This window comes from Heyndrickxia shackletonii (assembly GCF_001420715.1).
GTDB lineage: Bacteria > Bacillota > Bacilli > Bacillales > Bacillaceae_C > Margalitia > Margalitia shackletonii.
This window is the reverse complement of the sequence record NZ_LJJC01000006.1, coordinates 698,875-725,460: the sequence shown is the minus strand read 5'-3', so window position 1 is coordinate 725,460 and position 26,586 is coordinate 698,875. Positions and strand designations below refer to the sequence as shown.

Sequence of the window (26,586 nt, the reverse complement as noted above, 5' to 3'; positions counted from 1 at the left end):
TTAAAAGTCCGCTCGACTTGCATGTATTAGGCACGCCGCCAGCGTTCGTCCTGAGCCAGGATCAAACTCTCCAAAAAGATGTTTGATTGCTCATAAAATGTCTTAAATAAAAGACTATAATTAACGTTGACGTTTCTGTTTTGTTTAGTTTTCAAAGAACTATTTTTTGTGACAGGATTATATCCTATCATTTTTTTCTTCTGTCGTCAATTACTTTTTTGAAATAATTTTTCTTATCAGCGACAGTAACTAATTATACTGACATCAAACTATTTTGTCAACAACTTTTTAATGATTAGAAGTTTAATATGTTGGTAACTCTTAACGACATTTATTATATTACTATTATTCTTTAATAAGGTCAATAGATTTTTTCATTAAATATAATTAAACTTTTGCTCATAACTTATTTCTCAAATAACAATACACTTAAATAGGATACAAAAGTTATGCTGCATCATTATATCCTTTCAATATCCTTTAATAGAAAAAATGATTATCCTAATACTTCCTTAAGTATAATCGTGCTATTTTTATTCAATATGGTACATAATACTTATTTTCGTAAGATACCATTAGTTAAATGAAACTGAAATAAATTGTAATTCGTACTCTACGTTGGTAAACATATAGATAGAAAGAATAGCAAATAAAATCCAAAGAAGATGAATGACGATCCCAATAATGCTACAAATAAACCCGGACGTTGCAAGTCCCCTTCCATTTTCATTCGTCTCCTTAATTTCTTTTATTCCTATTCTTGAAAATACTATTCCGATAATACCAAGTATTACTCCAATAAAAGGTATTACAATGGAGAGAATTCCAAGCGTTAAGGAAATTACTGATTTGCTATTTGTCTTACCTCTTTCAACCATACACATATCCCCCTTTCCTCTATTATCGTTTTTATTCTTAAGGTAAATGTAAAAAAAAGACATTGTTACTGAATTTTCTCCAATGCATCTTTGATAAGTCCAATACAAATTATGTTTATTTTTAAACTGCCCCATTAGAACCTCTCACCATACTCTTCAAAAAATATTTCTGTTATTTGCATTCAGATGTGTTTACCATTCGATTATTTGCTTCTAATGATCATTTTTCAAAGGTATACACTTTTCCATTTTGCGGGTTTCTATATTTTTCTCCCGTGAAGCCCCTATTATCCGCTTTCCTATAAAATCATTAAGGTACCATGACTTACAATCTTTCCTAATGCTATATTGCTTTGTTTTTAGTCCCGCAGATGAATTGTCTTTGGTCAAATTTCTACGGGATGCAAGCACTTTTTCTCGTCTTAAATGGATGCAAAAAAATAGTTTATCCTTTAAATACTACGCAAAGCGTCAATCGGGTTAAGTTTTGAAGCTTTTCTTGCTGGTGCAATTCCAAAAATAATACCAATTGCTGCTGAAAACCCAAAGGCTAATAATATAGTTGTCGCTGAAAGTGCAAAACTGGCACCTATTAACGTGCAAACACCAAATGCGATTAATGCTCCTAGCAATAAGCCGATAGTACCTCCAAAAAGGGAAAGGAAAACTGCCTCGAGGAGAAATTGCTGTTGTATTTGTTTAGGCTCTGCCCCAAGAGCCTTTCTTAAACCTATTTCTGTCGTTCTTTCCGTTACGGAAACAAGCATCATATTCATAATTCCAATTCCACCAACAACCAATGATATTGATGCAATCCCTCCTAGCATAAGGGATAACATCGTTGTAATCTTTTTAAACGATGAAATCATATCTTGCATATTCATGACCGTGAAACTGTTATCTTTATAATTGAACGCCTGGTTTAGGATCGATTCGATATCCTCCGTTATTTTTTCGGATTCATTGGCATTGCTCATATACACATCTACATTTGACATATATCCAGTGCCAAGTAACCCCATTGAGGTGGTATAAGGAATAATGACCGCATCATTATTTGAGGAATCTGAAAAACTATTCGACTTCTGTAATGTCCCTACCACGGTATATGTCACACCAGCTATAAGAAGCTTTTTATTAATCGGATCTTCTTCCCAAAACAAATCGTCTGCAATATTAGAACCAATGAGACAAACTTGATTCTTATTTTGGATGTCAAGAATATTAAGACCTCTGCCGGTTTCTATTAAATCCTTTGTCTTTGAAAAATACACATCATTTTTACCTTGTACCGTAACATCCTTTTTCTCCTTCCCGTTATAAACGACTGTTGTTTTTCCAGAAAGGGTTGGAGATACTCCTGCTACTTGATCAATTTTTGTAAGGCTTTGTATGTCACTGTCCACTAGCCCCTTCTTGAGTGGTGTCCCCATTGCCTGAATGGTTATTTTATCCGTCCCAAACGAGGAGAATTCACTCGTCATTCCGTTCATTGCGCCTTCAACGATAGTAATTAAAGCTATAATCGAAGCCACACCTATAACAATCCCCAGCATCGTTAAAAAGGAACGCATTTTATTATGGATCAGATTCATCCATGCCATCTTGATATTTTCCTTAAACATGTGCGAACTCCTCTCTAAGGTTTCCGTCTAAAATATTTACAATTCTGCTCGCATGATTAGCTATTTCAATATCATGAGTAATCATAATAATGGTCTTTCCTTCTTGGTGAATCTCATGAAAGAGCTCCATTATTTGAAAACCTGTTTTTTGATCCAATGCTCCAGTTGGTTCATCAGCTAGTAGAATGGTTGGCTCTGTCACCATCGCTCTGGCGATCGCCACTCTTTGCTGCTGACCTCCCGAAAGCTGATTAGGCCGATTGTGTAATTTTTCTTCAAGACCAACTCGAACGAGCATGTCGGCAGCCCTTTGTTTGCGTACCTTTTCAGTGACACCCGCATATACAAGTGGAAGCTCTACGTTCTGCACTGCACTGAGCCTGGGAAGAAGTTGGAATTGCTGAAACACAAAACCAACCTCCTTGTTACGAATCGCAGCAAGGTCGGCTTCATCAAGCTCATCAACCTTTTGATTAGATAAGAAATAGTCACCGCTTGTTGGTGAATCAAGGCAGCCAATTATATTCATGAGTGTTGATTTTCCTGATCCTGATGGCCCCAAGATAGCAACAAAATCTCCTCTATTTACTGTAATATTGATATTATTTAAAACCACTTGTTCCTCATCGCCCATATGGTAAGTTTTCTTGATTTGATTCATATTGAGAATTTGTTCTCTCATTATTAGTTACCTCCATGCATCATCATTGAAGGAGAATTATCTTTACTGGAGATCATCACCACATCACCAGCCTCCACTCCGCTTTTTATCTCCACTATGGTCCCATCGTTGATACCCGTCTGAATATATTTTTTGGTTGTCATTCCTTTTTCTGAGGGAATTAAAACATACGGTTTATTTTGACTATCAAATTTGATTGCTTTCATCGAAAGGGTAGTTACACCATTAGCGTTTTGCTTCAATATTTTTGCCTCCGTACTCATACCAACTCTCATCGCTTGATCTTTATTAAGGTCAACCGTTGCAGTAAAATAAGATACACCGTTTTCATTTGTTGCTTCCTTAGATATGGCTGAAACCGTTCCTTGTATTTCCTTTTCAAGCGCATTAATCGTTACCTTCACCTTTTCGCCAACTTTTAAATATTTCAGGTCGTACTCGTCAACCTTTACATTTGTTTGTAAGGCAGAATAATCTACTATATCGACAAGCTGTGCTCCTGACATGATTTCTGCGTTTTCTTCTACATAGATTTTGGAGATTTCCCCTTTGAATGGAGCCTTAATTTTCTCCCCCTGGTTCGTCACCATCACAACTTCGCCGCTCTTGACTTTATCTCCAGGCCTCACTTTCATTTCTTTTATCTGCATTGGAGCTTCACTAATAATAGTCTTCCTGTTTTTTGCTTCTACTGCACCTGAAAAGCTGTAGTACGTAGTTATGTTGCCAGTTTGTGCTTTTTCCTCTTCAAAATCGCCAGAACCTTTAGGTTGAAACAACACCACTGAAACTATGGTAACGATGATAATCCCTACAAGGCTCCAGATCACTATCTTCTTTTTACTTTTCTTCTTTTGCTTTGTATTCATTTTCTTCCCTCCATTGTTTGATGTAACCTCATCTTTTTCTATCAATCTTTTAGAAGCTGAAAACTTTCTACATGTCAGATAATTACTAGATGGTTTCATTGTATGATTTTTCAATTTCTTAAAAACCGCACACATTTTGAGTAATCCCGCAAGAATTTGTGGTATCTCCGCATGATTTTATAGAATAGATCGATGTTATCTTCTTAAAAAGAAATACCCTAACACAGTGTGTTAAGGTATTTGTACAATAATCTTTATACATTTTGAATTTGTGCTTTAGGCTTCATCAATTGTTTTCTTCCTGAATTAATAAATAATATTCCGATAAAGATAACAATAACGATCTTTCTTATGAAAGTCGTATTACATTAGTTGAATAATCATTTGCATCAACGGCAAATGATTTGTTTGATTCTATTAGCAATTCTTCGATAAAAGGAAGACCAGGTGCATAAATAAAGCTTCCTCCAAGCTTTAATGAATGTAATATTTCCATATACTTATGTGCATAACTTTCGAAATTACCATCCACCTTTAAATGATGATGAGTAAAATGATTCGAAAAAGCCATATGGGATATAACCGTTCCCCAATTGTTGGATTTAAAGGCACACTCAAGCCAATTCATTTTTAATAAATGATCACATGGGTTTACATTTCTATCCATCCCAAAAGCTTGGATTCCATTCTTTCTTAAGAAATGAACTAAATGAGCTTGTGGACCGCACCCAATATCTAAAACAGGTTGTTTAATGGTATCAAGATTGATTTTTAATAATTTCAATTGAAACTCAGGAGTATATTCGGCACACTCTACCTTGAACAACACTGGTGATTCTTTGTACTTTTTTAATATTTCGGCACCATTTGATTCTAATAAAAATGCCTGTAGTTTTTTATAGTGATTAGAGAACAAATGATCAAGTTCTATCTGAGTTATTTCTTTTTGATCCCCAAGCACACAAATGGATTCAAATAAATCCTTATAGATATTTTGGAGTCTATCATAATTCTCACTATTAAAATCTAAGTATTGATTAACTTCAACAAATAAATTCATGGATTGATCGGCAATAAACTGTAGTAATTGTTGATAAGTCCCCACCACTTTTGTATCTTCAATAAATTTTGAAATCTCCTGCGCTTTTTGGACAATTAGTTGAATAGTTTCCCTAGAAGGATTTATGACCATTTTCCCATTTGCCAATTCATAAAATAGACTCTTATCATGATTATGAATCAACTGTTGTTCGACCGTCTTTTTAAAGTCATCTAAAGTGAACATTATTCTTCTTCCCCTCTAAGAACATTTCTATCAGACATATTTTTTGCAATGTCACTGAATGTGGAAACTTGATTTCTCATCATCTTTTCCAACCTACTGAAAAGACATACCAATCCCTATCGTTTATTTAATTCTCATTCTATCCTTGCATTCGCAGAAGCATTATTGTTGGTTCTGTCGCTTATAGATGCTGACAAATTTTTTACTGCATAACCCACTAATGCAAAATAAATGATAAGTAATATTAACTCCATATAAAAAGTGGGACCTTCGTATATTTTTTGTTGTAAAAAACACACAGAATCTTTGCGGATTACCGGTATAATTCTGTACTAGTGAAGTATGTTTTTTAAAAAAGCTGATATTATTTGCTAATTCTTAAGCAATACATCACTGACAAAGAGTTAATAACTCTTTTGCATTCCTGAAACAAGCTTTAATTCATCACTCTTAGGAGTATTTTGCTTCGAGTAAAGCTCCTTATAATAGCCTTGTCTCTTTAGAAGGCTTTGGTGGCTGCCGCTTTCTATAATTTCTCCATTCTTCATCACAAAAATAGTGTCAGCATTCACAATGGTTGAAAGTCTATGTGCAATCATAATAACCGTCTTATTATTATCAAAACGATTAATGGATTCTTGCACTAGTTTTTCACTTTCATTATCCAGTGCACTAGTAGCTTCATCTAAAATAATAAGTGACGGATTTTTTAAAAATACACGAGCTAAGGCAATACGCTGCTTCTGACCGCCTGAAAGCTTGATACCTCTTTCTCCTACTTCTGTATCGTATCCATTTGGCAAAGCAGTGATAAAATCATGAGCAAAAGCCTTCTTTGCTGCAGCAATCATTTCTTCTTCACTGGCATCAAGTTTTGCGAGCTTAATATTGTCCCTAATGGACGTGCTGTATAAGAAATTTTCCTGTGTTACAATCCCCATATGTTCTCGGAGACTTGAAAGAGAATAATCTTTGATATTTTTCCCATCAATTAATACTTCCCCATTTGTTACATCATACATTCTTAACAAAAGCTGTAAGATTGTGCTCTTTCCTCCACCGCTTTCCCCGACGAATGCATACGTTTTTCCCTTTTCCATTGTTAACGACACATTCCTAATCACTTTTTCCTTACCATTGTAGGCAAAAGAGACATTCTTGAGTTTTATAGAATCATTGAATTTGTTTAATTCAAGCGGATTTGCTTTTTCTTTAATCGTGGAAGGTGTATTGAAAAAGTCGAAAATCCGTTGTAAAGCAACTTTTCCCTCGGTGATAGCAGGATAAGCATTAACCAAAGCCGCAACTGGGCTCCTCATTTTATCCACATATGCAAAAAATGCGATTAAACTCCCGGCCGTTAAATCTCCATTCAAAACAAATAAGCTAGCAATAATCGCTACTATAAAAGGAGTCATATCACTTAATACGTTAACGAATGCAAGCATTAATGCATTTATCTTCGCATGCTTATCTGTCAGTCGATCAAAATGTGTTAAATGCTGATCCAATTCTTCCTTGTCGCGTTTCTCAGAAGCAAATAGCTTCGACACAAACGCCCCTTGAATTTTTTCGAAAATAAAACCACTCATAACAGATCGGTACTTCATCATATTTCGCGTTGATATTTTAAAGCGTTTAGATAGAATATGAGCGAGAATAAACTGAAAACTTACAAGTCCTACTGAAAGCAATGCTAACTTTATATTCATCGTAAACATCACGACCACAACAAACAACAGGACGATCATTTCAATCCAAATGTTCCCAAAAACTGCCATTAAATAACCTCTTACCTTTTCAATATCATCAAAAAAACGTGTGCCAATTTCCCCGCTTTTATTATCCGCAAAATACTTAGCATCGAGCGCATGAACTTTTTTAAAAGCGTCCTTACGAAGATTCTTAATAATATTGTTATTCGCTTTATGAATGCAAAACTGTCTTACATATTCCATTGGTGTACGAACAAATAAGAAAACCGCAAGCATAGAGGTAGCAATGAAACCTAATTTTTCTAACTTATCCACGCTGGACAATGCTTCATTTTGAAGCAAGCTATCAAAAATATATTTTAAAATCAGAGGAACAAACAGCGGAATTAAGAAACGAAATAAACTCCCCATAAATCCGATCATATACAATTTGCTCACTCTTCTCACATAAGGTAAAAATTGTTTAAAATCATTCAATTTGAGTACCCCCTTATAATTTGAATTGTGTTACCTGTTGTGATTGCCTAGAATATAGCTTCCGCCCCCACGCATAGAAACCGATGCTGAATAAAGAAACCAAAGCAAATGTTAAAAACATCGTCCTTCCGCCATAAGAAACCAATACTATTCCACCAAGCCATGGCCCAATAAAATTGCCGAAATCACTAAATCCCTGGGCTCCGTAATACATACCACGCATCCCCCTTGGTGTGATTTCATCAAGCTGGGCATATTCAGATGGAATGATCAGAATCTCCCCCAAGGTGAAAAGGACCATAGACAAAATGAAACCGCATGATTCTTGTGAAAAAGCAAAGCCAATTTCTCCAATCGAAAATAATAAACTTCCAAGAACAATCCTGCTGAAAAGTCTAAATCTCTCAGACCATCTTGTTATGAACACTTGTGTCGCAATCACGGTTATCCCATTGATGCTCATTAAATAACCAAATAGCTTTAAGCCATGATGAGGATTGGTTTTGTTTAAATATTGGGAAAGGGTGACAGACATTTCACCGTGAACAGCTGTGAGTAAAATACTTCCGCATATAAAAAGAAGTAATACCTTATCCCGTAAAAACACCTTCCATGACTGTGATATCGTTACCTTTTCGACCACTTCGGCTTCCGTCATACTAGTTGCATTCTTATATTGAAGTAAAAATCCCATTATTAAAAAATATCCAGCATAAATCAGTGAAGTAAAAAGAAATGCCGTTTTGTTCCCCGCAATCCCAAAGTAGGTTCCAATAATCGGACCGACTGCATAACCAATATTCCCCGCTATATATCGGTAGGAAAACACCCTGGTCCTCTTTTCCTTCTTAGTCAAATCTGCAATTAATGCCTTCGAGATTGTTACGAAAAATGAAGAGAAAAGACCGCGAAGAATATTTAATAAACAAAGAAGCATCGAGTTACTCGTTAAAAGAAATCCACTAAATACAGCTCCTAAAATGAGTAATGAGAATAACATCAATCGATTTCTGCCTAAAAAATCGGAAAGAGTACCTCCCAGAAACCCGCCAATGGTCGCCGTTAAAGCACCTGCTCCGACAATCATCCCAATCGTAACCGGTTCTAAGTGTGCTGAATTCATTAAATAAATTGGCAAAAACACTAAACTAATGGAGGTCGTTAAACTGCTGAATACTGTACCTACTATTAATAGAGGAACAATTGGATGATATCCCATTAAGTTAGTTAAGATTCGATTCATCTTCCTCACCCTGCTAAAGTTGACTTGTTTTTCTATGTCTCATTGTACGGTGACTTTAAGTCACTTCACCCGCATACTTTTTGAGTAGCTCCGCATGATTTTGTCGTATGCCCGCATGGACTTTCACAAGTAAAACACCCTAAAGAACAGTTGATTTCCTATATAAAGGCATAAAAAAAGAGCTTGAAATGAAGTTTCAAACTCTTTTTTTACTATTTAACTTCTTTTTTCCCTAATATAAGTCTTCCGCTGGCAGTATTCCTAAACTTTTTGCTTTTTTAATTGCCTCTACCCTTGAATTAACACCAAGCTTTTGAAAAAGCTCAGTTAAACTATATTCCAGCGAGCGTTGGCTAATTATTAATGTTTTGGAGATCTCTTTATTGCTATGTCCTTTTGCCAATTCTCTAAGAAGATTTTCTTCTTTGTTGCTGATTATTGCCGATTCATTACTTTTATCACTCTGCACCACTATTTCTTGACGTCTTAACTGCTTCAATAACTGCATCGGGATAATAGCCTCTTTTCTAGCCGCACTTCGTATAGCTTGAATCAATTGATCTCTAGTTGACGTTTTGGAAATAAAGCCAGAGACACCGGATTCCATTAGTAAATTAAAGTGAGGCGCTATATCAAATCCGGAATATATAAGAATGATGGCATCTGGAACAAGCCCGAGGACTTGCTTCGCCAAATCTGCACCATTAATATTAGGCATGTAGAGATCAAACAAAATAACATCAAAATGATGGAGGCGGACTAAATCAGAAACACAATATACATCTGTTTCTATCGTCACATTCATATCTGACTCAGATTCTATTAACATTTTAGTCCCTTCAACAACCGATCGATGATCATCAACTAGTAATATTTCCATTGTATTCCCCTTTTTGCTGTATAGTGGCAGGAATATAAACATCTACATGAAAGCCCTTTTGTGGGGCCGAATTCATATACATATCACCCTCTAAGCTTAAAATCCGGTTTTCAATACCTGCTAACCCCATATGGTTAAATGACCCTTCCACAAGCGATATATCTGCCCCTATTCCATTATCTCTATAACAAAAATGAATCTTATCCTTATAATAGCCAAGTTTCATTGTTACCTTTGAAGCCTTTGAGTGCTTAGATGCGTTATTCAATAGCTCCTGAACAATTCGGTAGAGTCCTAGAATCTGGTCTTCATTTAGCACTATTTCTTTCTCACTAGTTAAAAACTCAATCTCATAATTGGAGAACATTCTGGTGTAAGAAAACAGACTTTTTAAGGATTCTACCAACCCCATTTTCAGAAGAAATGGTGGTCTTAGTTCATTGCAGGTGATACGAATTTGATGAATGGCATCGAGCAACCCTTCTTCAATTTGAAATAGTTCACCCTTAACCTCCTCACTGAAAAGCGCGGATGAACGTAAAGATTCGAGCTTCCGATACCAAATAATCAAGTCCTGCAAAACAGAATCATGTAAATCACTTGATAGAGATGCTCTTTCCTTTTCAGAAAGTCTAAATAAAAGCCGTAACATCCATTTTGGTGTCTCGTCATTCGTTACCATTTCTTCTACACGATTCATTAAATCCTCAATTAACTGCAGGTTATCATAAAGTATAGTGACATAGTGAATGGCTGTTTCAAGCCATTCCTTCTCCATCTTAAGCAGGGTTTGGTTTAATTCTATTCTTAAATAGACCTGCTGTTCCTTCTCGCCTATTTTTAACCATATTTCGTTAATACTTCTAAATGTAGGATTCTCACATCTCAGCACTTCTTCTATTGACACATTTTTCACTGGTAAAACATTTTTGACTTCTTCCACTAACCGATTTTCTAATTCTGTTACCTTCATAACATTAGCCAAGTCATTAGAAAAACGGTTAATGCTTCGCTGAAGAAACTTATATCTCTTTTGACTATAGATTAACTCTTGCTCTCCCTTTTTACGCTCGGTAATATCCTTTACAATCCCATGGACCCCATTAAGTTCCCCAAAAAGAAAAATTGGCACAAAGGTTATATTGACAATCCGCAAACCACTACCATTTCCAGTGATACGACATTCAACATCTCTTGGTTCTCTCTTTTTCATCACCTCAGACAGCATTTCATAAACAGGAATATGATCTTCATCAAAAATTAATCCTATAAAACAACGGTCAGATAGCTTATCTTTTTCGAGACCAGTAATTTTTTCAAATGAATGATTAGCATTTACAAAATTACCTTTTAAATCGATGGAAAAAACACCGTCCAAATTGTTTTCAAATAATGATTTGTATTTTTGTTCACTTTCCTCAATTGCCAGCTCTGAGCGTTTCTTTTCGGTAATGTCCAGCAAAATTCCATCTAACCTTTCAATTGCACCATTGCTGTCCAAGAACGGATGGATAATCATCCTCACCCATTTTATTTCGTTATCAACGTGGATAAACCGAATGATTTTATTCACTGGTATTCCCATATCCAGGGTATTCTTTGTTTCCCCCATTAGCATTTCATTATCATCAGGATGAATATGATCATGTATCCGTATCGGGTTATTGATTATTTCACGCCTCGGGATCCCCGTTATTTTCTCAATGCTTTCCGAACAAAAGGAGTATTGATGAAAGTCCTTATCGCCCGACATAACAGCTGCGTTTACACCTTCAAGGATATTTTCCAGCAACTGCTCTGTCTTTTTCCGCTTTGTAATATCTCGAACTGCAGCAACGACGTATTTAACATCACCGAATTCGTCTAAAACCGGTTTTACCCGTGTCTCTACATAGAGGAGGGAGCCCTGTGAATGGAATATACGGTAATCTAGTTCCACTGATGTTTTTGATTGGATAACTTGTTGATGAGATAATCGAACACGTTCCTGGTCTTGAGGATGAATAATAGTAAATGCATCCATCCCTTCGTACTGTTCAACCGTATAACCTAAAGTTAAGTGGATAGAAGGAGATACATATCGTACAATTGCATCATTATCAACCAGAACAATGATATCTAATGTGTTTTCTGCCACTATTTTGTAAATCTCATACTCCTTTTGCGCATCCTCCATTTTCAGTACAACTCCTTTCTTATTTGTCTTTTAAATCGATACTTTTGTGACTATTATATAGAAGGCAGCAAGCTTTCATCACGCAAAAATATGGCGAATGTCCGCAAGACTTTTCTATGTTTTAAATCCTTTTTATGGATTGGAAATTTTCTTTCAAAGAATAAAACAATAAGAAAAACCGGGAAAAACATTGCCCGGTTCTATTAATTTAGTTATGAATATCCATTTGCTTATACTGTTTGCCTTGGACTTCTTTATAATATTCCTTATACATTTTTGCTTCATGTTTTTTTACATGAAAATATCATAGGAGTTGTAGGTACTCCATCAAGTTTTAATAACTTAACGTTCTGCATTTAAAGCTTTAATGATCACTGGCAGCTCACCTAAATCATGAATGGTGAAATCCGCTTCTATATTACCCTCGCTGCAATTCTTCTTCCAAATTCCAATCATTCCGACATTTCGCGAAGCTTTCACATCATTTTCAGGATGATCCCCCACAAATATGCTTTCCTTAGGTGAAACATTCAGTTGTGCTAGGGCTTTTTTAAATATTTGCGGATCGGGTTTCTTTATTCCCTCCCACTCTGATATTAAAATGGTGTCAAAATACTTCTCAATAACAAGCGCCTTAATATTCCCTAACTGAAATTGCCCTTTTCCGTTTGTGATCATGCCAAATTTAAGATCCATCCTCTTTAAATTTTCTAACATACTGATGAGATTAGGAAATGATACACAATGATGTTTAAAAGTACAAATGTAATCATAAAGTAGTTCTTCCCATGATATCTCTGTAATCTTATATTCATCTACTAGTTGTTGATATACCTTATCTTTCCACACATATCCATGATTATCTAATTCCAAAAATCTAGTAATGTATATCTCTTTCGGAATATGACCTAATATTTTCTTAAACTTATTATATTGTGAATGGATGAACATTTTTACCGATTCATCCCTGTTTAACAAAGTTCCATCTAAATCAAATATAGCTGCTTTGACCAATTTTATTTCGACTCTCCCTATTATTTTATGCTCCTTCTCCTATTCGGTTTCATTAATGGGATTTCCTTCTTAGCGATACAAAATAAAAACCGCCCTTTTTGGACGGTTCTTTCTAATTATATACCTTTGTCGATTAGCTCATTAAAGTAAACAATATTTGTATCAAAATCTGGGACTGATTTTTCTTGTTCAGCTTTATGAACAAGTTCCACTAGTAAATCGTTGAATGGGGTTGAAATTCCTACTTCTTTCCCCTTCGAAGATACAACACCATTTATATAATCAATTTCACACTTTTTCCCTTTTTCAAGATCTTGAAGCATGCTTGCCTTTAGTAAAGCTTGCGGTTGAAAGGCAACCTTAGCGTATTCAGCGGCTTCATTTAAGTTGCTTCGATCTTTATTCAGATTGAACTTTTCAATTTCAAGACCGCCCATTTTTACAAACTTGACACCAATGGAATGCCCTACTTTAATGGTTTCATCCGCTAATCGAATAGCGGTTTCTAATGCCGTTTCATTGTTTAAAACATCTCCATATGTGCATCCGAAAACAGCTGAAGTACCACTCATTGCAATATTTATCATGAGTTTAGACCATTTTGTTCCTACAAGGTTGGTAGATATTTTCGTCCCACCTACAAGGTCTAATACTTCTTTAATCTTTTGAACTCGTTCCGTAATCGTTCCATCCAACTCGCCAATTTGAAAAGCATTAGCCTTAAAGGCAGGTTCGGCGGAAGTTAATTCAGAAACACCAGGTTTAACCCATGTCGCACCGAATTCCACAGAACCGCCGATCACTTTATCTTTGCCAATAATTGCAGAAACGGCTTCTTCCGGAACACCGTTTTGAAGTGAAAGTAATACACCATTTTTACTTAGGTATGGTTTAATATTCTCTAAAACTTGCTTATTAAAAATTTGTTTGGTTAATAGAAGGACAAGATCGTAACTGCCGCTCATTTCTTCCGGAGTGATGGCTTTAACAGGTACGTTTTCATTAACTGTACCAACAATAGTTGCACCTGAACTATTTAAAGTATTGATATGTTCTTGATTTACATCAATCAGTTCAACATTTTGATTGCCTTTAGAAAGATAAGCACCTACGATGGTTCCTAATGAACCTGCACCATATATTGCAATTCTCATATGAATTCCTCCTAGATGACGGTTCCAAGATGTTTTAATATACACTTTTATTACCATGAAATCCGTCGGTTTATTTCAAATTTCATTAAAACCTTTACTTTTCAGCTAAATAATCATATATAACTGTTGGAGATGCTAAAGACAGCTCTGTTAAGATGTGCGAAGCCGAAACGACTTCAAGAACTGGTAAATCAGCCATCGGCGCAAGAGCGTGTGCAAACAGTTCCAGTCTTGCTGGACCGGACCAAGCACCGAGTATTTTGATATCGGTAATTTGACTTCGTACTAATTCACAAATTCTTGGATACCCGTCATAACCAGGCATTTTTTTCAACATATAATTTGGTTTAACAATCTCTTTTAATGCCTCCGAATGATCCAGCGGGAAATGCTTATAGCCCATGGTAGCTGTTGCTACTCGTAAAGTACCATAATCCAAGATTCCCACTAAGGTATCAGAATCCACATACAAACTTGGCTTGCCAAGTTTCTTAGGATAAGCCGCAATTTCCCGGCCTGAAGCGATGGCAGGAAAACTATCTACATACATTGCATGGAGATAATCACCTTCCTCTCCTTCAAAGCTGACAGGTATTACTTGTCCGCATTCTGTATAAGATCCTAGCCCTGTTACATCCGGCATTTTCATAATTTCAAATCTTACAAGAGGATCTTTAACCTCTAATGGTTCTGGAACGACCTTTCTCAAGCTTTCAAGGTCGGTTCTATATAAAATGTTCAGGTATTCGCGATTATAAAAACGATACGGCCCCAAAGGATACGCGCCTGCATCTAATGGAGTCGTAAACTGCTTAACCACATCTTCCTTTTTCATCCGAATGACACCTTCCTTTTTTACTTTGGTACAGTAATTTACATTATGGTAATTAGCATTTCCTCTTTTACCAACTACCTCTAATATCATCTTAAACCTGAATTTACATTTAATATAAATATATTTATTAAAATAAATGAGGTGCACTAATAAATGGAGTTGCTTCAATTAAAATACTTTCAGACAGTAGCCTATACAGAGCATATTTCTAAGGCAGCAAAACAACTGAATATCGCACAGCCTTCATTAAGTCTAACGATAAAAAGACTCGAAGATGAATTAGGTACAACCTTATTTGACAGGAAAGGGAGAAATATCCGGTTGAGTTCGACAGGAAAAATTCTTTTGAAACATGTGAACAAGATTTTTACCGAAATTGAAAATGCAAAAATGGAAATTCAATCTCAGGATCAGGACAATTCCAGTACCATTAAAATATCGATTTCCAACCCAAGATTCCTAAAAGGATTAATTAGTGAATATATTACCCGGTATCCTAATACGAAAATACAACAGGGGATAGGAGTAAAAAGTGAGATACTGACAAGCTTGAAAAAAGGAGACATTGATTTAGGGATAGCATGTCCTCCCATAACGGACGAAGCGATAGCAAGTTGTGTGCTTGTTGACGAAGATATCGTGCTTGTCTTACCTTTAAATCACAAGCTTGCAGCTAAGTCGGAGATTTTGTTAAGCGAAGTTGCTAATGAATCTTTTATTTCTTTGGCCAATCACAAAGAGTACATCAGTTTTACAACGGAGTTATGTCAAAAAGCTGGTTTCACACCAAACAATATTTTTGAAGTAGACGGGGATCTTTTGTTAGAAATAATCAAACTCGATCAAGGTGTAGCACTTCTTCCGATTTCAGTCTGCAAAAAGTTTAATTTACATTATATAAAAATTGCCGATATGGATTCTGCCTTTACTGTCGGGCTTTCCTGGTCGAATGATAAAATATTATCCTCTACGGTAAGAAACTTCCGTGATTTCATTATTTCTTACTTTAAAGAGAACGATGAAAAGTTCAAAGTTGAATGAAAGAATTTGCAAAAGATTCCTGTTTCTTCAAACTAGTACGATTTATAATATGTATTTGTTAAACTTTATCGTTTATTTTCCATTTAAATATTTTCTTTTCAATCAGTAGGCAGTTCTCTACGATCATCCGCTACAGGTAGTTTTTCAAACCAGCCATTTTTAATAACAATTTTCCCGTAATTAGGCAAAAGCTTGAATACTCCTAAAATGGCTTCCTCACAATACCCAACTACATCCATTCGCAAGCTTGAAACTAAAGCTGTTCCGTAATACGACGTGGAAGCTCCTAAAAGAAATCCAGCATTAATCATGATTAATTTATCTGAAAATGGTGCAACCTTTGAATTTGTAATATGAGTGTCCAAAAGACTCGGAATATGAAGATTCTCTTCTCTTAACAGTGTAGAAAAAGTTCCATAGTTTTTATTAATCGTGATTAAACCTTTCTCAAGATGTTTACGAACTTCCTTGTTTTTTGCAACTTGGCTGAATCCGAGACATATCCCCTTTGCTAAACGAGTCTTTGTCAAATTTAAAAAAATATTCCCAGCTTCTGCTGAATTCAATGGCCTTTTCTTTCCAATTACATCTAATGCGTAACCTATGTTTGTAATATATTCAACTTTTTGCGGGGTAGAGAAATTAGGAGGATGTTCATATAACCCTTTAGATAAAAGAATATCCACGGATTGGTTATATACTTCCATAGCATCCATATTACATTGAAAATAATAATCTCGAATGTCTCTCCTTGAAGAAGTTCCAAAGCAAAGACTATATCCAGTCAAACCATGATTCGTCATCGTATGTAAGTAATGTAACCAAAAAACATCCGAAAATAGGGGTGGAGCCTCCAGATTTACATCTTTATCCGTAAGTCCATTTGGCAAAGGGAATTTTTCTAATGCAAAAAATTCTTTTATTCTTTCCTTGTGTTTTTCTGACAAGCTTAAAGTAAATTCAAACAAGGCGTGTATTTCAGGATCCTTCACCGTTAATAAAACATGCTTACAAATACAAATGGACATTGTTTCCTGAATATATTGGATAAACAAATTTGTAATTTCCGTTGATGTCAATCGAATGGTATCCTCGCCCAATTTTACATACCTCCAAAATTGATACTAAAAAATCATCCTCAACATTTTCCACTGTATTAAAAGGTATTTTTCCCGACTTTATTTCTTATATGTGTTCATGAAAAAGCCTCTATTACTAGCTTTATGAAGTAAGAAGCTGAGATGTATTTTCTATACATCATCAATGAATTCCCCCAACACGATCACCATCACATTAACCAAATAACTGATTACTTAAGTAAAAAAGCTTAGTTTCCAGTTTAGTCAAACAAATAAATAAGAGCTGTCGATTTCGTTGATCTTCAGCTCTTTTACCTTTATATATCTACACCCAGTTATCATCTGAATTGTCATCCCATCCGCCAAAATCATTGTTATCTTGTTGGTCATTGGGATTGTAATCAACACTGTCAAAATTACGGTCCCCATTATCCTGATTCCAATCATCCTGTGGCTCCCGATCCATTCCCTCCCGCAGTTGATTGATTTCATCCTGCTGTAAGATATTTTGGTCTTCTAATTCTCGCAATAGTTCATGATCCTCGAGATTCTGCAACGATTGGTACTGATCAAATCCAATTCTGCCCTGTTCTAATAAATAGGTCAGTAAAGCACCCGCTGCCAACCCACCTGCAAAAGTGCCGAATCGTCCCATCCCTATGCCTCCTGTGTTCCAGGAATTAGCCGGCCCATAATAATCCGGACGCTCATTATATATATTTCTTCTCGGTTCGTAAACTTGCGGCCGGTTACGCAGCATCAATGGACGAATGATAAAAAAATGGATCAACAAAATGATGATAATAATCGCAATGAATAAAAACATCCTGCCTGAACCCCCTTTCAAACTAAGAATCATTTTTTCCTTCTTATTTTATACTGTTCTCCTACTTTTAATAATGAAACATTTTCATAAGGCTGTTTTCGTAAAAATATTTGCTTTTCGATTTTAGTGTAAAACTGAAATAATATCGTTTCGGGGTATCTACTGTTCCAAGCTAAACGGAGAATTTTATTATGTTATTGATGAAAAGGCAACAAAGTTTAAGAAAAGAGCCTTTATCAAAGAATAATTATTCCGCATTTGTTAAAATAAATATGTAACTTCTTATCGGTGGCTACTTTATGCTATCGTCTACTAGACGGTTTTGCACGCAAAACCTGATAGTATCCCGTATATATTCGTTAAAAGGAGGAATTTTTGATGGATATTAATCAATATTTACAACGGTTTCGTGTCGAAGATGTAAAAGAAATAAGTCTGGAGACACTAAATCAACTTCAACATATGCTTCATGTCCCTTTCGAAAATCTCGACGTAATCCATCGCATTCCAATAACATTAAACTTGGAAGCTTTTTATAATAAAATTGTTTTAAACAATCGCGGCGGTTTTTGTTATGAATTAAACGGATTATTCAACTGGCTGTTACAAAGCCTTGGTTTTAACAGTTACCTTATTTCAGGCACAATCAATCGCCCCGACGGATCCTGGGCTTTGAAAGGAAGCCATGCTTGTCTCATTGTCGAAATAGATCAACCGTATCTGGTAGATGTAGGGTTTGGCGATTCCGTAAGAGGACCGATGCCATTGACTGGAGAAACAAAAGAGGATGTTAGTGGAATATATCGAGTTGTAAAGGTAGAAGACACTTTTTACGATTTACAAAGAAAAAACAATCAGGATTGGGATACGTTATATCGTCTCGACATAAGCCCCCGGGAGCTGAATGAGTTTAAGGATGCCTGCTATTTTAATCAGACTTCACCGAAATCTCATTTCACACAAAAGCAAATCGTATCTCTGGCAGCCGAGTATGGAAGATATACACTTTCAGGAAATTCATTCATCGTCACGCGTTTACAGGAAAAACAAAAGATGGATGTCGTTATTGAAGAAATACCTTACATCTTGAATAAATATTTTCACATTAAAAACATTTAATCGGTTAAATAGTATTTATTCCCTCGTCTACAAAATGTATCTATGTGATGGAACTTACATGTTCTATTTTAAAAACAAGGTAAATATTTTTTTGGATAGGAAAGTTAGGATTCCCTTAGAAAATGTATCTAAGGTTTTTTCTTTTTTAACTGGTGCTATTGTGTCCAAAGTGTCTGGTTCTTATGTGGGCAGATATTCACTTTACTTTTTAAGTTTTAAAAATAAGGTTAGTATGGATACCTGACCTTAAGGTTTTCGAATAGTAAGCATCGATCTATTTGAACTAAAAATTCACTGTCGTTTCATGTATACTTAAAATTGGTTATTTATTACTAATCCTTTTGCTAAAAATATTTTTAACGAATGCCTCTTTATATTTGGTATATGCATTAATTCCGCTGGTTTGTTTTTTAAAATAATCCAATTTTATGTCTAAGTATTCGTTCCGCGCATGTTCATTATCATTTAAATAATCTCTGAAAAAAATAAAGTTTTTCCATAACTCTTTCTCATATTCTACAAGGTGAATGAAATGTGTTTTTACAAGGTAAGTGTTATCCGTAAATTTTGCAAAAACGATTTCATTGGGTCTCTCTACTTTCAAACGCAGGAAACCAATAGTTTTAAGACCTTTTATTACTGAATTATCTACGTTTAATATATCATCAACAGCGACTAATATATCCAATATAGGTTTAGCCATCATATTCTTAATTGCTGTACTTCCAATATGTTCAATACGATTCTTACTAATATTAGTATTTTCATGTATCTCTTTCTTTATTTTCAGAAATTCATCGTTCCATTCTTCTGTATATGGTACAACCTTCACTTCATCCCCGTTTAATCCTAAGTTCATTTTGGAGCTCCTCTCAACTCTACTTTTAAATATTTTTGATAAAATTCATTAACAACTGTCTTTTTCCGATGAATTAAATTAACTTTATTCTTTACTACAGCGGCGTAGTCCATTTCAAAGAAATACATGGCTTTACTAAGATTATCATAGAAAAAGGGAACAAATTCTAAATCATTGAATACATATACATCTATTTGTTTGTCTCCACTTTTAAATGCTTCGTTTATCCGGTGGTTCCCATTTATACAAAATGGTTATTATTTGTTAAGTAGGAGCTCTGAACTACCATGACATAGGATTTTTGTGATTGTATTTTATAAGTTTAGGATCTTCGTTAATGTTACCTTGATCTACCGATGAGATACAGTCTGATGGTGTAAAGTTTACTGGATTCATATTTTTACTTTTAATAAGTGAAGCGGCTCCATCTATGTCTAGAGTATACTCAAAGATTCCTAAAGGGTACTCTACATACAACGAAAAGGTTTCTTGCCCGATAGGATGATTTACAGGATATGTTTCGTGCATAAAATATTCTTCAACCATTTTAAGCCACTTCTTTGCTATACTGGCTCCCAAGACAGATATACTTTTCATTTCTTCCATGCGTGACTTAAAATGCAGTAATGGATTAAATAGCTTTGATTGTTTTTCAAATAACTCCATTTTGCTCTCCATTTATAAACACCACTTCTCTAAAATGAGTTCTACATACATTTAAAAATTCCCCGAAATTCAAAACATCTATTTTACTTAATAAATCCCCACACTGTCCTGCTCTCCCCCTACCTAATAACTAGGTGATACACCAACAACCGGAATTATTAATAGTGTACAAATTCAATATTTCTAGCTGTTCTTTCAGAAATAGTTTTCCCCATTATTTGGCTAACAAGATATAGCGCCATATTAATTCCGGAAGAAACTCCACCAGAAGAAATTAGGTTACTATCATGTACGACTTTGACATCTGAAACAACTCTAATTTCAGGGTATTTTTTTTGCATTATTTTTAATGCTAGATGGTGAGTTGTTCCCTTCTTTCCATTTAACAAACCAGTTTCACCTAATATAAATGCTCCTGTACAGACTGAGCATATGTATTCAATGTTATTATGTTTTTTAATCCAATCTTGGATCCTTAAATTTTTTGCCACAGCTTGTACTGCCCTTAAGGGGCCACCTGGAATAATTAAAATATCTAATTCAGGACAATTTTCAAAGCTAAAATCAGGTTCCACTTTTATACCTGAATGGGTCTTTATTTGCATCCCTGTATCTGTAATTGTAAAAACATCAAATGGTCTTGTAGCTAATAACTGCTTTTTGTAAAGCGTAAACGTTTCTTCAACTCTGTTTTTCGCAGTTAACGATAATACTTCTGCTGGACCGGCAAAATCTAAAATATCAACAAAATCATAAAGCAAAATCCCCACATTTCTCTTTTTCATCTTTTCTCCTCAATCAATCTATTAAATTGGATTCACTAAATCGTAACTTTATATCAACCTGTTTCTCCTATCTACTCTCCTAAATTTCAGGACTTCTTTCTTATATACATGATAAATGTAATTTCTTCAGAAGTTAACTTCTACAAATACTAACTAATATCCTTTTGAATCAAACTACTTTACTTAATAACATGAGCCCATGTTCAGAGAATACGTACACAAACACATACACATTTATAAAAAAGAGCGCTGAAAAAATCTCAGCGCCTGTATCCAATGCTCTATTTACATTTTCAAAACCGGAATCCAAATTTCACATTTCACAGTTGGCGATGTAATATCTTTGCTTTTGATAGACAAAATTTCTGGTCCTTCTGTTTGTTGATAGCTTGAGGATGGAAACCATTCAGAATATATACGTCCCCATGTTTCCTGCAGTGTATTCGGAAAAGGTCCATCTGACTCGAATACAGCCCAAGTAAATGCTGGAACTTTTAGTACAGAAAAATCTTCAGAATACTCATGAGTGGTTGCTACACCAATATAATGATCAAGAACTCCTTTTTCCTCCATACGACCTTCCGAAAAATTAGTGGATGCTTGAATAATCCCTTTTGGTTCCACATTAGATAGTTCATAGAGTTTATTTATCTTCTCTGTATTCAATGATTTCCACATAGCAGTGATTTCTGGATTTTCACCATGGAAAACAATTGGCACCCTTTTCATGATACCAACTATGTGAAATGCCTCTTTTTCTTCTATTCGGTAATTCATTTCATTTCCTCCTTTAATGGATAGTTGGAAAGTCATTCGTGGATATGCCTTTAATGCCTGACCATAATTTCTAGCCTCTGTAGGAGTCACCCCATGCAAAGTCTGAAATGCTCTGGCAAAAGAATCTGGTGAGCTATATCCGTATTTAATAGCAATATCAATAATCCTTAAGTTGCTATTATTTAAATCAAATGCTGCAAGAGTAAGGCGTCTTCTGCGGATATATTCTGACAGCGGAATACCTGCAAGAAAAGAAAACATTCTTTTAAAATGATATTCGGAACAAAACGCTAATCGTGCCACCACTTTAAAATCGATATCATTCGTAAGGTTTTCTTCAATATATTGCAATGCATCATTCATGTTCTTAAGCAAATCCATTTTATGACCTCCCTAATCAAAAGATTAACAAAAACAAAATGTATCCTTCCGACAATTCATGCACAATAATGTAGGGTTACTATAAGTTGTATTTTCATAGTAAAGTTTCTTTACCTTTGTCTTCAATAAAAAAACGCTACTTCAGTAGCGTTTTTAAAGAATATCAGATTTTATTCGTGCTCCATTCTCTTCTTCAAATCACCCCAAGCTTCCGGTTTATTTAATGATCTGTATATTTAATTATTTTCCTAATTATTAAACCAACAGCTACTCCCGGTATAACACACAGTATTGGAAGCCATACTGGTCCAAATAATATTCCAAATATCCTTAATTTTGAAGAATAAATACAACCAACCGTTACAAAATAGGCAGAAAATAAAAACGGAAGAAAATCATACTTTTCTTTTCCTCCCCCTGCGTCTTTCCAAGCATCCCACATTGAATAGAAATACAAACATGGATAAAACATTAACCATTGATAATTTGCTTGTATAATTGCATTTTCGATATTACCATGAAAACTTAAAATAATGATTTCATTAAAATTCGCTTGAAGATTAACGACAAATTCTAATATTAACAGAACAGTTCCTTTGAAAAATTTCCCGTTTAAATACTGTCCAAATCCTGGGAGTGCAATACTCCACATTAATGCTTCTTTTTTGTTTGTCACATTGTTCTAATCCTTTACCATATTAAATTCAAATTTACTTTGGTTGTTTGATAAGCGCTTGACGGTCATCTGCTTGTGGCGGTTCCTCTAACCAAGCGTGTCTAATCATAATATTTGCACCGTCTTCCGCATATAAGGTAATTTCCGCTGAAAGCCTTGTATAGGTAGCACTTAAATCCATTCTCTCACAAGTACCCGCTGCTGTTCCATAATTTCCAATTCCGGTTGCTATCATAGCAGTAGTTAGAAACATCATTAATTTATCGGAAAATGGTGCAACCGTACTATCTAAAACATGTGAATCCCAAGACATAGGGGCAGGTAAATCTCCATCCGCAAGGAAAGAACTAAATTTTTTTAGATGTTTATTAGCAATTCCTTTTCCCTCTATAAAGAATTCCTTTACATCTTCACCTTTACAGACTTGCGCAAAAGCCATCATCATGGCTTTTCCCATTGAATTTGTTTGAATATTGATAAATAAATGTGTAATTTCAATTGCGGTTAACGGACGTTTTCTTTTACCGAAAAAGTCAAATAAAAACCTTTGCTTTGATACGAAATGAACCTTATCAGGGTTAGAAATGTAAGGTGGCCTAATATATGTTCCCTTTGACAAATTAACTTTCCTACACATATCGTGTAAAGTTTTTGCTTCTTCTAGTGTCTTTTGAAAGAATTTACTTACATCTTCTCTTGACGAAACACCTATTGCTACTCCTGCACCTGCCATTGCAATAATCGCTAAATTTTGTAAAAAATATAGCTTGAATATATCGGTAAATAATTTTGGTGCATTAATATTTACATCTTCATCAGTAAATCCAACAGGTATAGGAATTTTTTCATTAGTGAAAATGCCCGTAAGTTCCTGAATGTTCTTTTCAGTTACATCTAAAGAGTATTCAATAATTGGTAATATCTCCTTATCCTCACATTTGTTCTTAAAGTATTTCAAAACGCATCTTGTTAAAGTATCATTTTCGTATTGTGTCCAAAGAAAACCCATTTCGGAAGCGGTTAGACGAATATTATGTTCAGTCATTACTTTTCCATCATCAATCATTTCGAGGATCCCCCTTAAATAAGCGCATTAGCCTTCATATTTTTAGAATGAAATATTCGACTAAAATTATTCCTTATGGGAAGCTTTTTATTTCAGGATAAATAAGGAAACAGAAATCCCGCCGATTAAATCAGAAAAATCACTTTTTAAATGAAACGGATAATAGACAGCTTTGTCTAACTTATAAGGAGGGGGATAAGGGTGTCAATTAAAAAAGACGATGAATCAACATAAAAATTATTTAAAGCGCTTAATTAATACATCGTTTACACAATTTTTTACTTTTTACTTATCAGTTAAATGATTTAAAAAATACCAAACACTATTAGAAAGACGTTCCGCCGGGCGTGTTATAATATTTATTGCAATAGGGCTAGATTCATATCCATTCCAATACTTTAATTTCCCGCAAGATACTTCTAACTCAACAGCAGATTTTAATACTACACCATACCCTATTCCTTCTATTACATATTGCTTTACCGCCTCAGTTGAAAAAATGCTTTTGGCTTTCCCCTTTATTTGCCCATTTATGGATAAAGGAATGTCAGAAGGAACCCATACTGTCGTTGAATCGATTGGAAACGGAGGCTGAACCCCTATTAAATGGTCATTGGAGATTTTCCTTATTCTTAAAGAAAAATGATCCTCTGGAGGTGTTAATGTTATACCTATATCTACACTTCCGGATCGTACTAAATTTTCAATCTCCTGATCTGCCACTATTTTTAAATCGACCGTGACATTGGGATGCTTCTGATTAAAAGTTAGTATAATCCTTGGTAATAAATAGGTACCTAATACTGGAGAAGTGCCCACGATAATTCTTCCCCGACTGCCTTGTTGAAACTCTTCCATTGCCCGATATACTTGCTCTTCTAAAGATAGAATGGATTCTGCATATTCCATTAAAGTCAAACCAGCATCTGTTGCCGTTATATTTCTCCCCACTACTGTATATAAGGAAACTCCTACATCCTGCTCCAATCTTTTGACCATCATCGAGATAGCTGGTTGACTGACATGGATTTCTTTTGCAACCTGACTAATACTACCTGTTTCTATAACTTTCTTGAATACAGATAAATGATTCGTATTCATCCAAAACCACATCCATAACTTTTTAGTTATAATATTATAAAGATAATTATATTTGTATTATATCCTTTTCGCTGTCAAAATAAAGTTATGGATCTACTTTTAGAGTGAAAGGGGTAAAAAAGGATGAACTTAAATGAAATAAAAACTTATTTCCCAATTTTGACTCAATCTGTGAATGGGCACCCTCTCGTTTATTTAGATAACGCCGCGACCTCACAAAAGCCGAAAGTTGTAATAGATACGTTAGAAGCTTATTATCAAACCTACAATGCAAATCCCCACAGAGGGGTACATACTCTGGGAGTAAAAGCAACAGATGCCTACGAAGCTGCAAGAGAGAAAGTAAAAACTTTTATTAACGCAAAGGAAACAGCAGAAATTATTTTCACACGAGGAACTACCTCATCCTTAAATTTAGTTGCTCAAAGTTACGTAGGGCAATTTCTCAAAGAGGGTGATGAAATTTTGATTACCCAGATGGAACACCATAGTAATCTTATACCTTGGCAGCAGGCTGCAAAAAAAATTGGCGCGATTTTAAAGTACATTCCTTTATCGCCAAACGGAACAATTGATTTGGATAATGTGAAGGAATCGATGACCGCCAATACGAAATTTATTTCCATCACTCATGTTTCTAATGTATTGGGAACTATTAATCCTATAAATGAAATTGTAAAGTTGGCACATAAACAAGGAGCAGTAGTTTGTGTAGATGCCGCTCAAAGTGTTTCCCACTTTAAAGTAGATGTTCAGGACCTTGCCTGTGATTTTCTGGCGTTTTCCGGTCACAAAATGATGGGGCCAACCGGAATCGGAGTTTTATATGGTAAAAAACAAATATTAGAACATATGCCTCCTATTGAATATGGCGGAGAAATGATTGATTTTGTTGGTTTATATGATTCAACATGGAAAGAGCTTCCGTGGAAGTTTGAAGGTGGTACACCGATCGTTGCAGGTGCAATAGGGCTTGGCACTGCCATCGATTTTTTGGAGCAAATTGGACTGGAAACCATTCGCCTTCATGAGAAAAAACTGGCTAACTTTGCATTGGAACAGCTATCTGCCATTAAAGGGATTTCCATTTATGGACCAAAAAACCCTGAACAAAGAGGTGGAGTAATTACATTTAATATTGATAATGTTCATCCACATGATTTGGCAACCTTTTTAGATCAGGAAGGAATAGCTATTAGGGCTGGACACCATTGCTGTCAACCATTAATGAAGTGGTTAAATGTATCGGCAACTGCACGTGCCAGTTTTTATCTCTACAATACAGAAGAAGACATTGAGTTCCTTATCAATGGAATTAAAAAAGCGAAAGTATACTTTGAGGATGCATTTGCAATATAACTTACAGCTTACCGATTT

At 35.1% G+C, this 26,586-nt stretch carries 24 protein-coding genes and 1 rRNA gene; 3 read left to right on the top strand and 22 right to left on the bottom strand.

Annotated features, from left to right (window positions below; translation table 11 throughout):
* From AN964_RS21685 to AN964_RS21625, 13 genes are all read right to left on the bottom strand, one after another.
* Nucleotides 1–77: ribosomal RNA gene (locus AN964_RS21685) — 16S ribosomal RNA — on the bottom strand; the annotation flags it as partial.
* Between the two features lie 498 nt (nucleotides 78–575).
* Nucleotides 576–878, bottom strand: coding sequence for a DUF4190 domain-containing protein (locus tag AN964_RS21680; protein WP_055741867.1), 303 nt, complete (start codon nucleotides 876–878; stop codon nucleotides 576–578).
* Nucleotides 879–1,330: 452 nt separating this feature from the next.
* A complete protein-coding gene (locus AN964_RS21675; protein WP_055741866.1) occupies nucleotides 1,331–2,503 on the bottom strand; it encodes an ABC transporter permease in 1,173 nt (390 codons plus the stop codon).
* The gene (locus AN964_RS21670; RefSeq protein WP_055741865.1) at nucleotides 2,496–3,185 is read right to left on the bottom strand and encodes an ABC transporter ATP-binding protein; all 690 of its coding nucleotides are present in this window, start codon (nucleotides 3,183–3,185) and stop codon (nucleotides 2,496–2,498) included. Before AN964_RS21670 ends, AN964_RS21675 begins: the two co-directional genes overlap by 8 nt.
* 2 nt (nucleotides 3,186–3,187) lie before the next feature.
* Complete coding sequence (locus AN964_RS21665; RefSeq protein ID WP_055741864.1) at nucleotides 3,188–4,054, bottom strand: efflux RND transporter periplasmic adaptor subunit; 867 nt, start codon at nucleotides 4,052–4,054, stop codon at nucleotides 3,188–3,190.
* A 349-nt stretch (nucleotides 4,055–4,403) separates the two neighbouring features.
* Nucleotides 4,404–5,339: a class I SAM-dependent methyltransferase gene (locus AN964_RS21660; protein WP_235950793.1), complete on the bottom strand. Its 936-nt coding sequence runs from the start codon at nucleotides 5,337–5,339 to the stop codon at nucleotides 4,404–4,406.
* A 404-nt stretch (nucleotides 5,340–5,743) separates the two neighbouring features.
* Complete coding sequence (locus AN964_RS21655; RefSeq protein ID WP_055741863.1) at nucleotides 5,744–7,531, bottom strand: ABC transporter ATP-binding protein; 1,788 nt, start codon at nucleotides 7,529–7,531, stop codon at nucleotides 5,744–5,746.
* A 13-nt stretch (nucleotides 7,532–7,544) separates the two neighbouring features.
* Entirely contained in the window at nucleotides 7,545–8,774 is a 1,230-nt protein-coding gene (locus AN964_RS21650; RefSeq protein WP_055741862.1) for an MDR family MFS transporter, read from the bottom strand.
* A gap of 232 nt (nucleotides 8,775–9,006) precedes the next feature.
* Nucleotides 9,007–9,654 carry a response regulator transcription factor gene (locus AN964_RS21645; RefSeq protein ID WP_055741861.1) on the bottom strand — a complete coding sequence of 216 codons (648 nt, stop codon included), beginning with the start codon at nucleotides 9,652–9,654 and terminating at the stop codon, nucleotides 9,007–9,009.
* On the bottom strand, nucleotides 9,635–11,830 hold the full coding sequence (locus tag AN964_RS21640; protein WP_055741860.1) for a sensor histidine kinase: 2,196 nt from the start codon (nucleotides 11,828–11,830) through the stop codon (nucleotides 9,635–9,637). Before AN964_RS21640 ends, AN964_RS21645 begins: the two co-directional genes overlap by 20 nt.
* A 342-nt stretch (nucleotides 11,831–12,172) precedes the next feature.
* The gene (locus AN964_RS21635) at nucleotides 12,173–12,844 is read right to left on the bottom strand and encodes an HAD family hydrolase (RefSeq protein ID WP_055741859.1); all 672 of its coding nucleotides are present in this window, start codon (nucleotides 12,842–12,844) and stop codon (nucleotides 12,173–12,175) included.
* 116 nt (nucleotides 12,845–12,960) lie between these two features.
* A complete protein-coding gene (locus AN964_RS21630) occupies nucleotides 12,961–13,998 on the bottom strand; it encodes a ketopantoate reductase family protein (RefSeq protein ID WP_055741858.1) in 1,038 nt (345 codons plus the stop codon).
* A 94-nt stretch (nucleotides 13,999–14,092) separates the two neighbouring features.
* Nucleotides 14,093–14,833, bottom strand: coding sequence for an acetoacetate decarboxylase (locus AN964_RS21625; protein WP_055741857.1), 741 nt, complete (start codon nucleotides 14,831–14,833; stop codon nucleotides 14,093–14,095).
* A 153-nt stretch (nucleotides 14,834–14,986) separates the two neighbouring features.
* On the opposite strand from AN964_RS21625, the gene AN964_RS21620 reads away from it, so the two are divergent.
* Nucleotides 14,987–15,874, top strand: a complete 888-nt coding sequence (locus AN964_RS21620; RefSeq protein ID WP_055741856.1) for a LysR family transcriptional regulator — start codon at nucleotides 14,987–14,989, stop codon at nucleotides 15,872–15,874.
* Nucleotides 15,875–15,972: 98 nt separating this feature from the next.
* Here AN964_RS21620 and AN964_RS21615 read toward each other — a convergent pair whose 3' ends face one another.
* On the bottom strand, nucleotides 15,973–16,974 hold the full coding sequence (locus AN964_RS21615) for a DUF3231 family protein (protein ID WP_055741855.1): 1,002 nt from the start codon (nucleotides 16,972–16,974) through the stop codon (nucleotides 15,973–15,975).
* A gap of 304 nt (nucleotides 16,975–17,278) precedes the next feature.
* Nucleotides 17,279–17,779, bottom strand: coding sequence for a hypothetical protein (locus AN964_RS21610; RefSeq protein ID WP_055741854.1), 501 nt, complete (start codon nucleotides 17,777–17,779; stop codon nucleotides 17,279–17,281).
* A 378-nt stretch (nucleotides 17,780–18,157) separates the two neighbouring features.
* Between AN964_RS21610 and AN964_RS21605 the strand changes: the two genes are divergently transcribed.
* Entirely contained in the window at nucleotides 18,158–18,898 is a 741-nt protein-coding gene (locus AN964_RS21605; RefSeq protein ID WP_055741853.1) for an arylamine N-acetyltransferase family protein, read from the top strand.
* Between the two features lie 322 nt (nucleotides 18,899–19,220).
* On the opposite strand, the gene AN964_RS21600 is transcribed toward AN964_RS21605, so the two are convergent.
* The 7 genes from AN964_RS21600 to AN964_RS21570 form a co-directional block, all read right to left on the bottom strand.
* Nucleotides 19,221–19,757 carry a GrpB family protein gene (locus AN964_RS21600; protein WP_055741852.1) on the bottom strand — a complete coding sequence of 179 codons (537 nt, stop codon included), beginning with the start codon at nucleotides 19,755–19,757 and terminating at the stop codon, nucleotides 19,221–19,223.
* A gap of 282 nt (nucleotides 19,758–20,039) precedes the next feature.
* Complete coding sequence (locus AN964_RS21595) at nucleotides 20,040–20,423, bottom strand: hypothetical protein (protein ID WP_152982443.1); 384 nt, start codon at nucleotides 20,421–20,423, stop codon at nucleotides 20,040–20,042.
* Between the two features lie 158 nt (nucleotides 20,424–20,581).
* Complete coding sequence (locus tag AN964_RS21590; RefSeq protein WP_055741850.1) at nucleotides 20,582–21,208, bottom strand: DJ-1/PfpI family protein; 627 nt, start codon at nucleotides 21,206–21,208, stop codon at nucleotides 20,582–20,584.
* A 285-nt stretch (nucleotides 21,209–21,493) separates the two neighbouring features.
* Nucleotides 21,494–22,366: an AraC family transcriptional regulator gene (locus tag AN964_RS21585; RefSeq protein WP_055741849.1), complete on the bottom strand. Its 873-nt coding sequence runs from the start codon at nucleotides 22,364–22,366 to the stop codon at nucleotides 21,494–21,496.
* 220 nt (nucleotides 22,367–22,586) lie between these two features.
* Nucleotides 22,587–23,018: a hypothetical protein gene (locus AN964_RS21580; protein WP_055741902.1), complete on the bottom strand. Its 432-nt coding sequence runs from the start codon at nucleotides 23,016–23,018 to the stop codon at nucleotides 22,587–22,589.
* A gap of 58 nt (nucleotides 23,019–23,076) precedes the next feature.
* A complete protein-coding gene (locus tag AN964_RS21575; RefSeq protein ID WP_152982442.1) occupies nucleotides 23,077–24,108 on the bottom strand; it encodes a DUF3231 family protein in 1,032 nt (343 codons plus the stop codon).
* Nucleotides 24,109–24,393: 285 nt separating this feature from the next.
* A complete protein-coding gene (locus tag AN964_RS21570; protein ID WP_055741848.1) occupies nucleotides 24,394–25,209 on the bottom strand; it encodes a LysR family transcriptional regulator in 816 nt (271 codons plus the stop codon).
* Nucleotides 25,210–25,332: 123 nt separating this feature from the next.
* Between AN964_RS21570 and AN964_RS21565 the strand changes: the two genes are divergently transcribed.
* Nucleotides 25,333–26,568, top strand: a complete 1,236-nt coding sequence (locus AN964_RS21565) for a cysteine desulfurase (protein ID WP_055741847.1) — start codon at nucleotides 25,333–25,335, stop codon at nucleotides 26,566–26,568.
* Nucleotides 26,569–26,586: the final 18 nt, after the last annotated feature.

Bases quoted from the DNA above. Each gene is read 5' to 3' on its own strand.
- AN964_RS21565 (WP_055741847.1), top strand. From the start codon at position 25,333: ATGAACTTAAATGAAATAAAAACTTATTTCCCAATTTTGACTCAATCT.
- AN964_RS21640 (WP_055741860.1), bottom strand. From the start codon at position 11,830: ATGGAGGATGCGCAAAAGGAGTATGAGATTTACAAAATAGTGGCAGAA.
- AN964_RS21570 (WP_055741848.1), bottom strand. From the start codon at position 25,209: ATGAATACGAATCATTTATCTGTATTCAAGAAAGTTATAGAAACAGGT.
- AN964_RS21580 (WP_055741902.1), bottom strand. From the start codon at position 23,018: ATGTGGAGTATTGCACTCCCAGGATTTGGACAGTATTTAAACGGGAAA.
- AN964_RS21625 (WP_055741857.1), bottom strand. From the start codon at position 14,833: ATGAAAAAGGAAGATGTGGTTAAGCAGTTTACGACTCCATTAGATGCA.
- AN964_RS21620 (WP_055741856.1), top strand. From the start codon at position 14,987: ATGGAGTTGCTTCAATTAAAATACTTTCAGACAGTAGCCTATACAGAG.
- AN964_RS21630 (WP_055741858.1), bottom strand. From the start codon at position 13,998: ATGAGAATTGCAATATATGGTGCAGGTTCATTAGGAACCATCGTAGGT.
- AN964_RS21675 (WP_055741866.1), bottom strand. From the start codon at position 2,503: ATGTTTAAGGAAAATATCAAGATGGCATGGATGAATCTGATCCATAAT.
- AN964_RS21585 (WP_055741849.1), bottom strand. From the start codon at position 22,366: ATGGATTTGCTTAAGAACATGAATGATGCATTGCAATATATTGAAGAA.
- AN964_RS21595 (WP_152982443.1), bottom strand. From the start codon at position 20,423: ATGGAGTTATTTGAAAAACAATCAAAGCTATTTAATCCATTACTGCAT.
- AN964_RS21680 (WP_055741867.1), bottom strand. From the start codon at position 878: ATGGTTGAAAGAGGTAAGACAAATAGCAAATCAGTAATTTCCTTAACG.
- AN964_RS21650 (WP_055741862.1), bottom strand. From the start codon at position 8,774: ATGAATCGAATCTTAACTAACTTAATGGGATATCATCCAATTGTTCCT.
- AN964_RS21575 (WP_152982442.1), bottom strand. From the start codon at position 24,108: ATGATTGATGATGGAAAAGTAATGACTGAACATAATATTCGTCTAACC.
- AN964_RS21590 (WP_055741850.1), bottom strand. From the start codon at position 21,208: ATGAAAAAGAGAAATGTGGGGATTTTGCTTTATGATTTTGTTGATATT.
- AN964_RS21610 (WP_055741854.1), bottom strand. From the start codon at position 17,779: ATGTTTTTATTCATTGCGATTATTATCATCATTTTGTTGATCCATTTT.
- AN964_RS21600 (WP_055741852.1), bottom strand. From the start codon at position 19,757: ATGAACTTAGGATTAAACGGGGATGAAGTGAAGGTTGTACCATATACA.
- AN964_RS21645 (WP_055741861.1), bottom strand. From the start codon at position 9,654: ATGGAAATATTACTAGTTGATGATCATCGATCGGTTGTTGAAGGGACT.
- AN964_RS21670 (WP_055741865.1), bottom strand. From the start codon at position 3,185: ATGAGAGAACAAATTCTCAATATGAATCAAATCAAGAAAACTTACCAT.
- AN964_RS21665 (WP_055741864.1), bottom strand. From the start codon at position 4,054: ATGAATACAAAGCAAAAGAAGAAAAGTAAAAAGAAGATAGTGATCTGG.
- AN964_RS21605 (WP_055741853.1), top strand. From the start codon at position 18,158: ATGGATATTAATCAATATTTACAACGGTTTCGTGTCGAAGATGTAAAA.
- AN964_RS21660 (WP_235950793.1), bottom strand. From the start codon at position 5,339: ATGTTCACTTTAGATGACTTTAAAAAGACGGTCGAACAACAGTTGATT.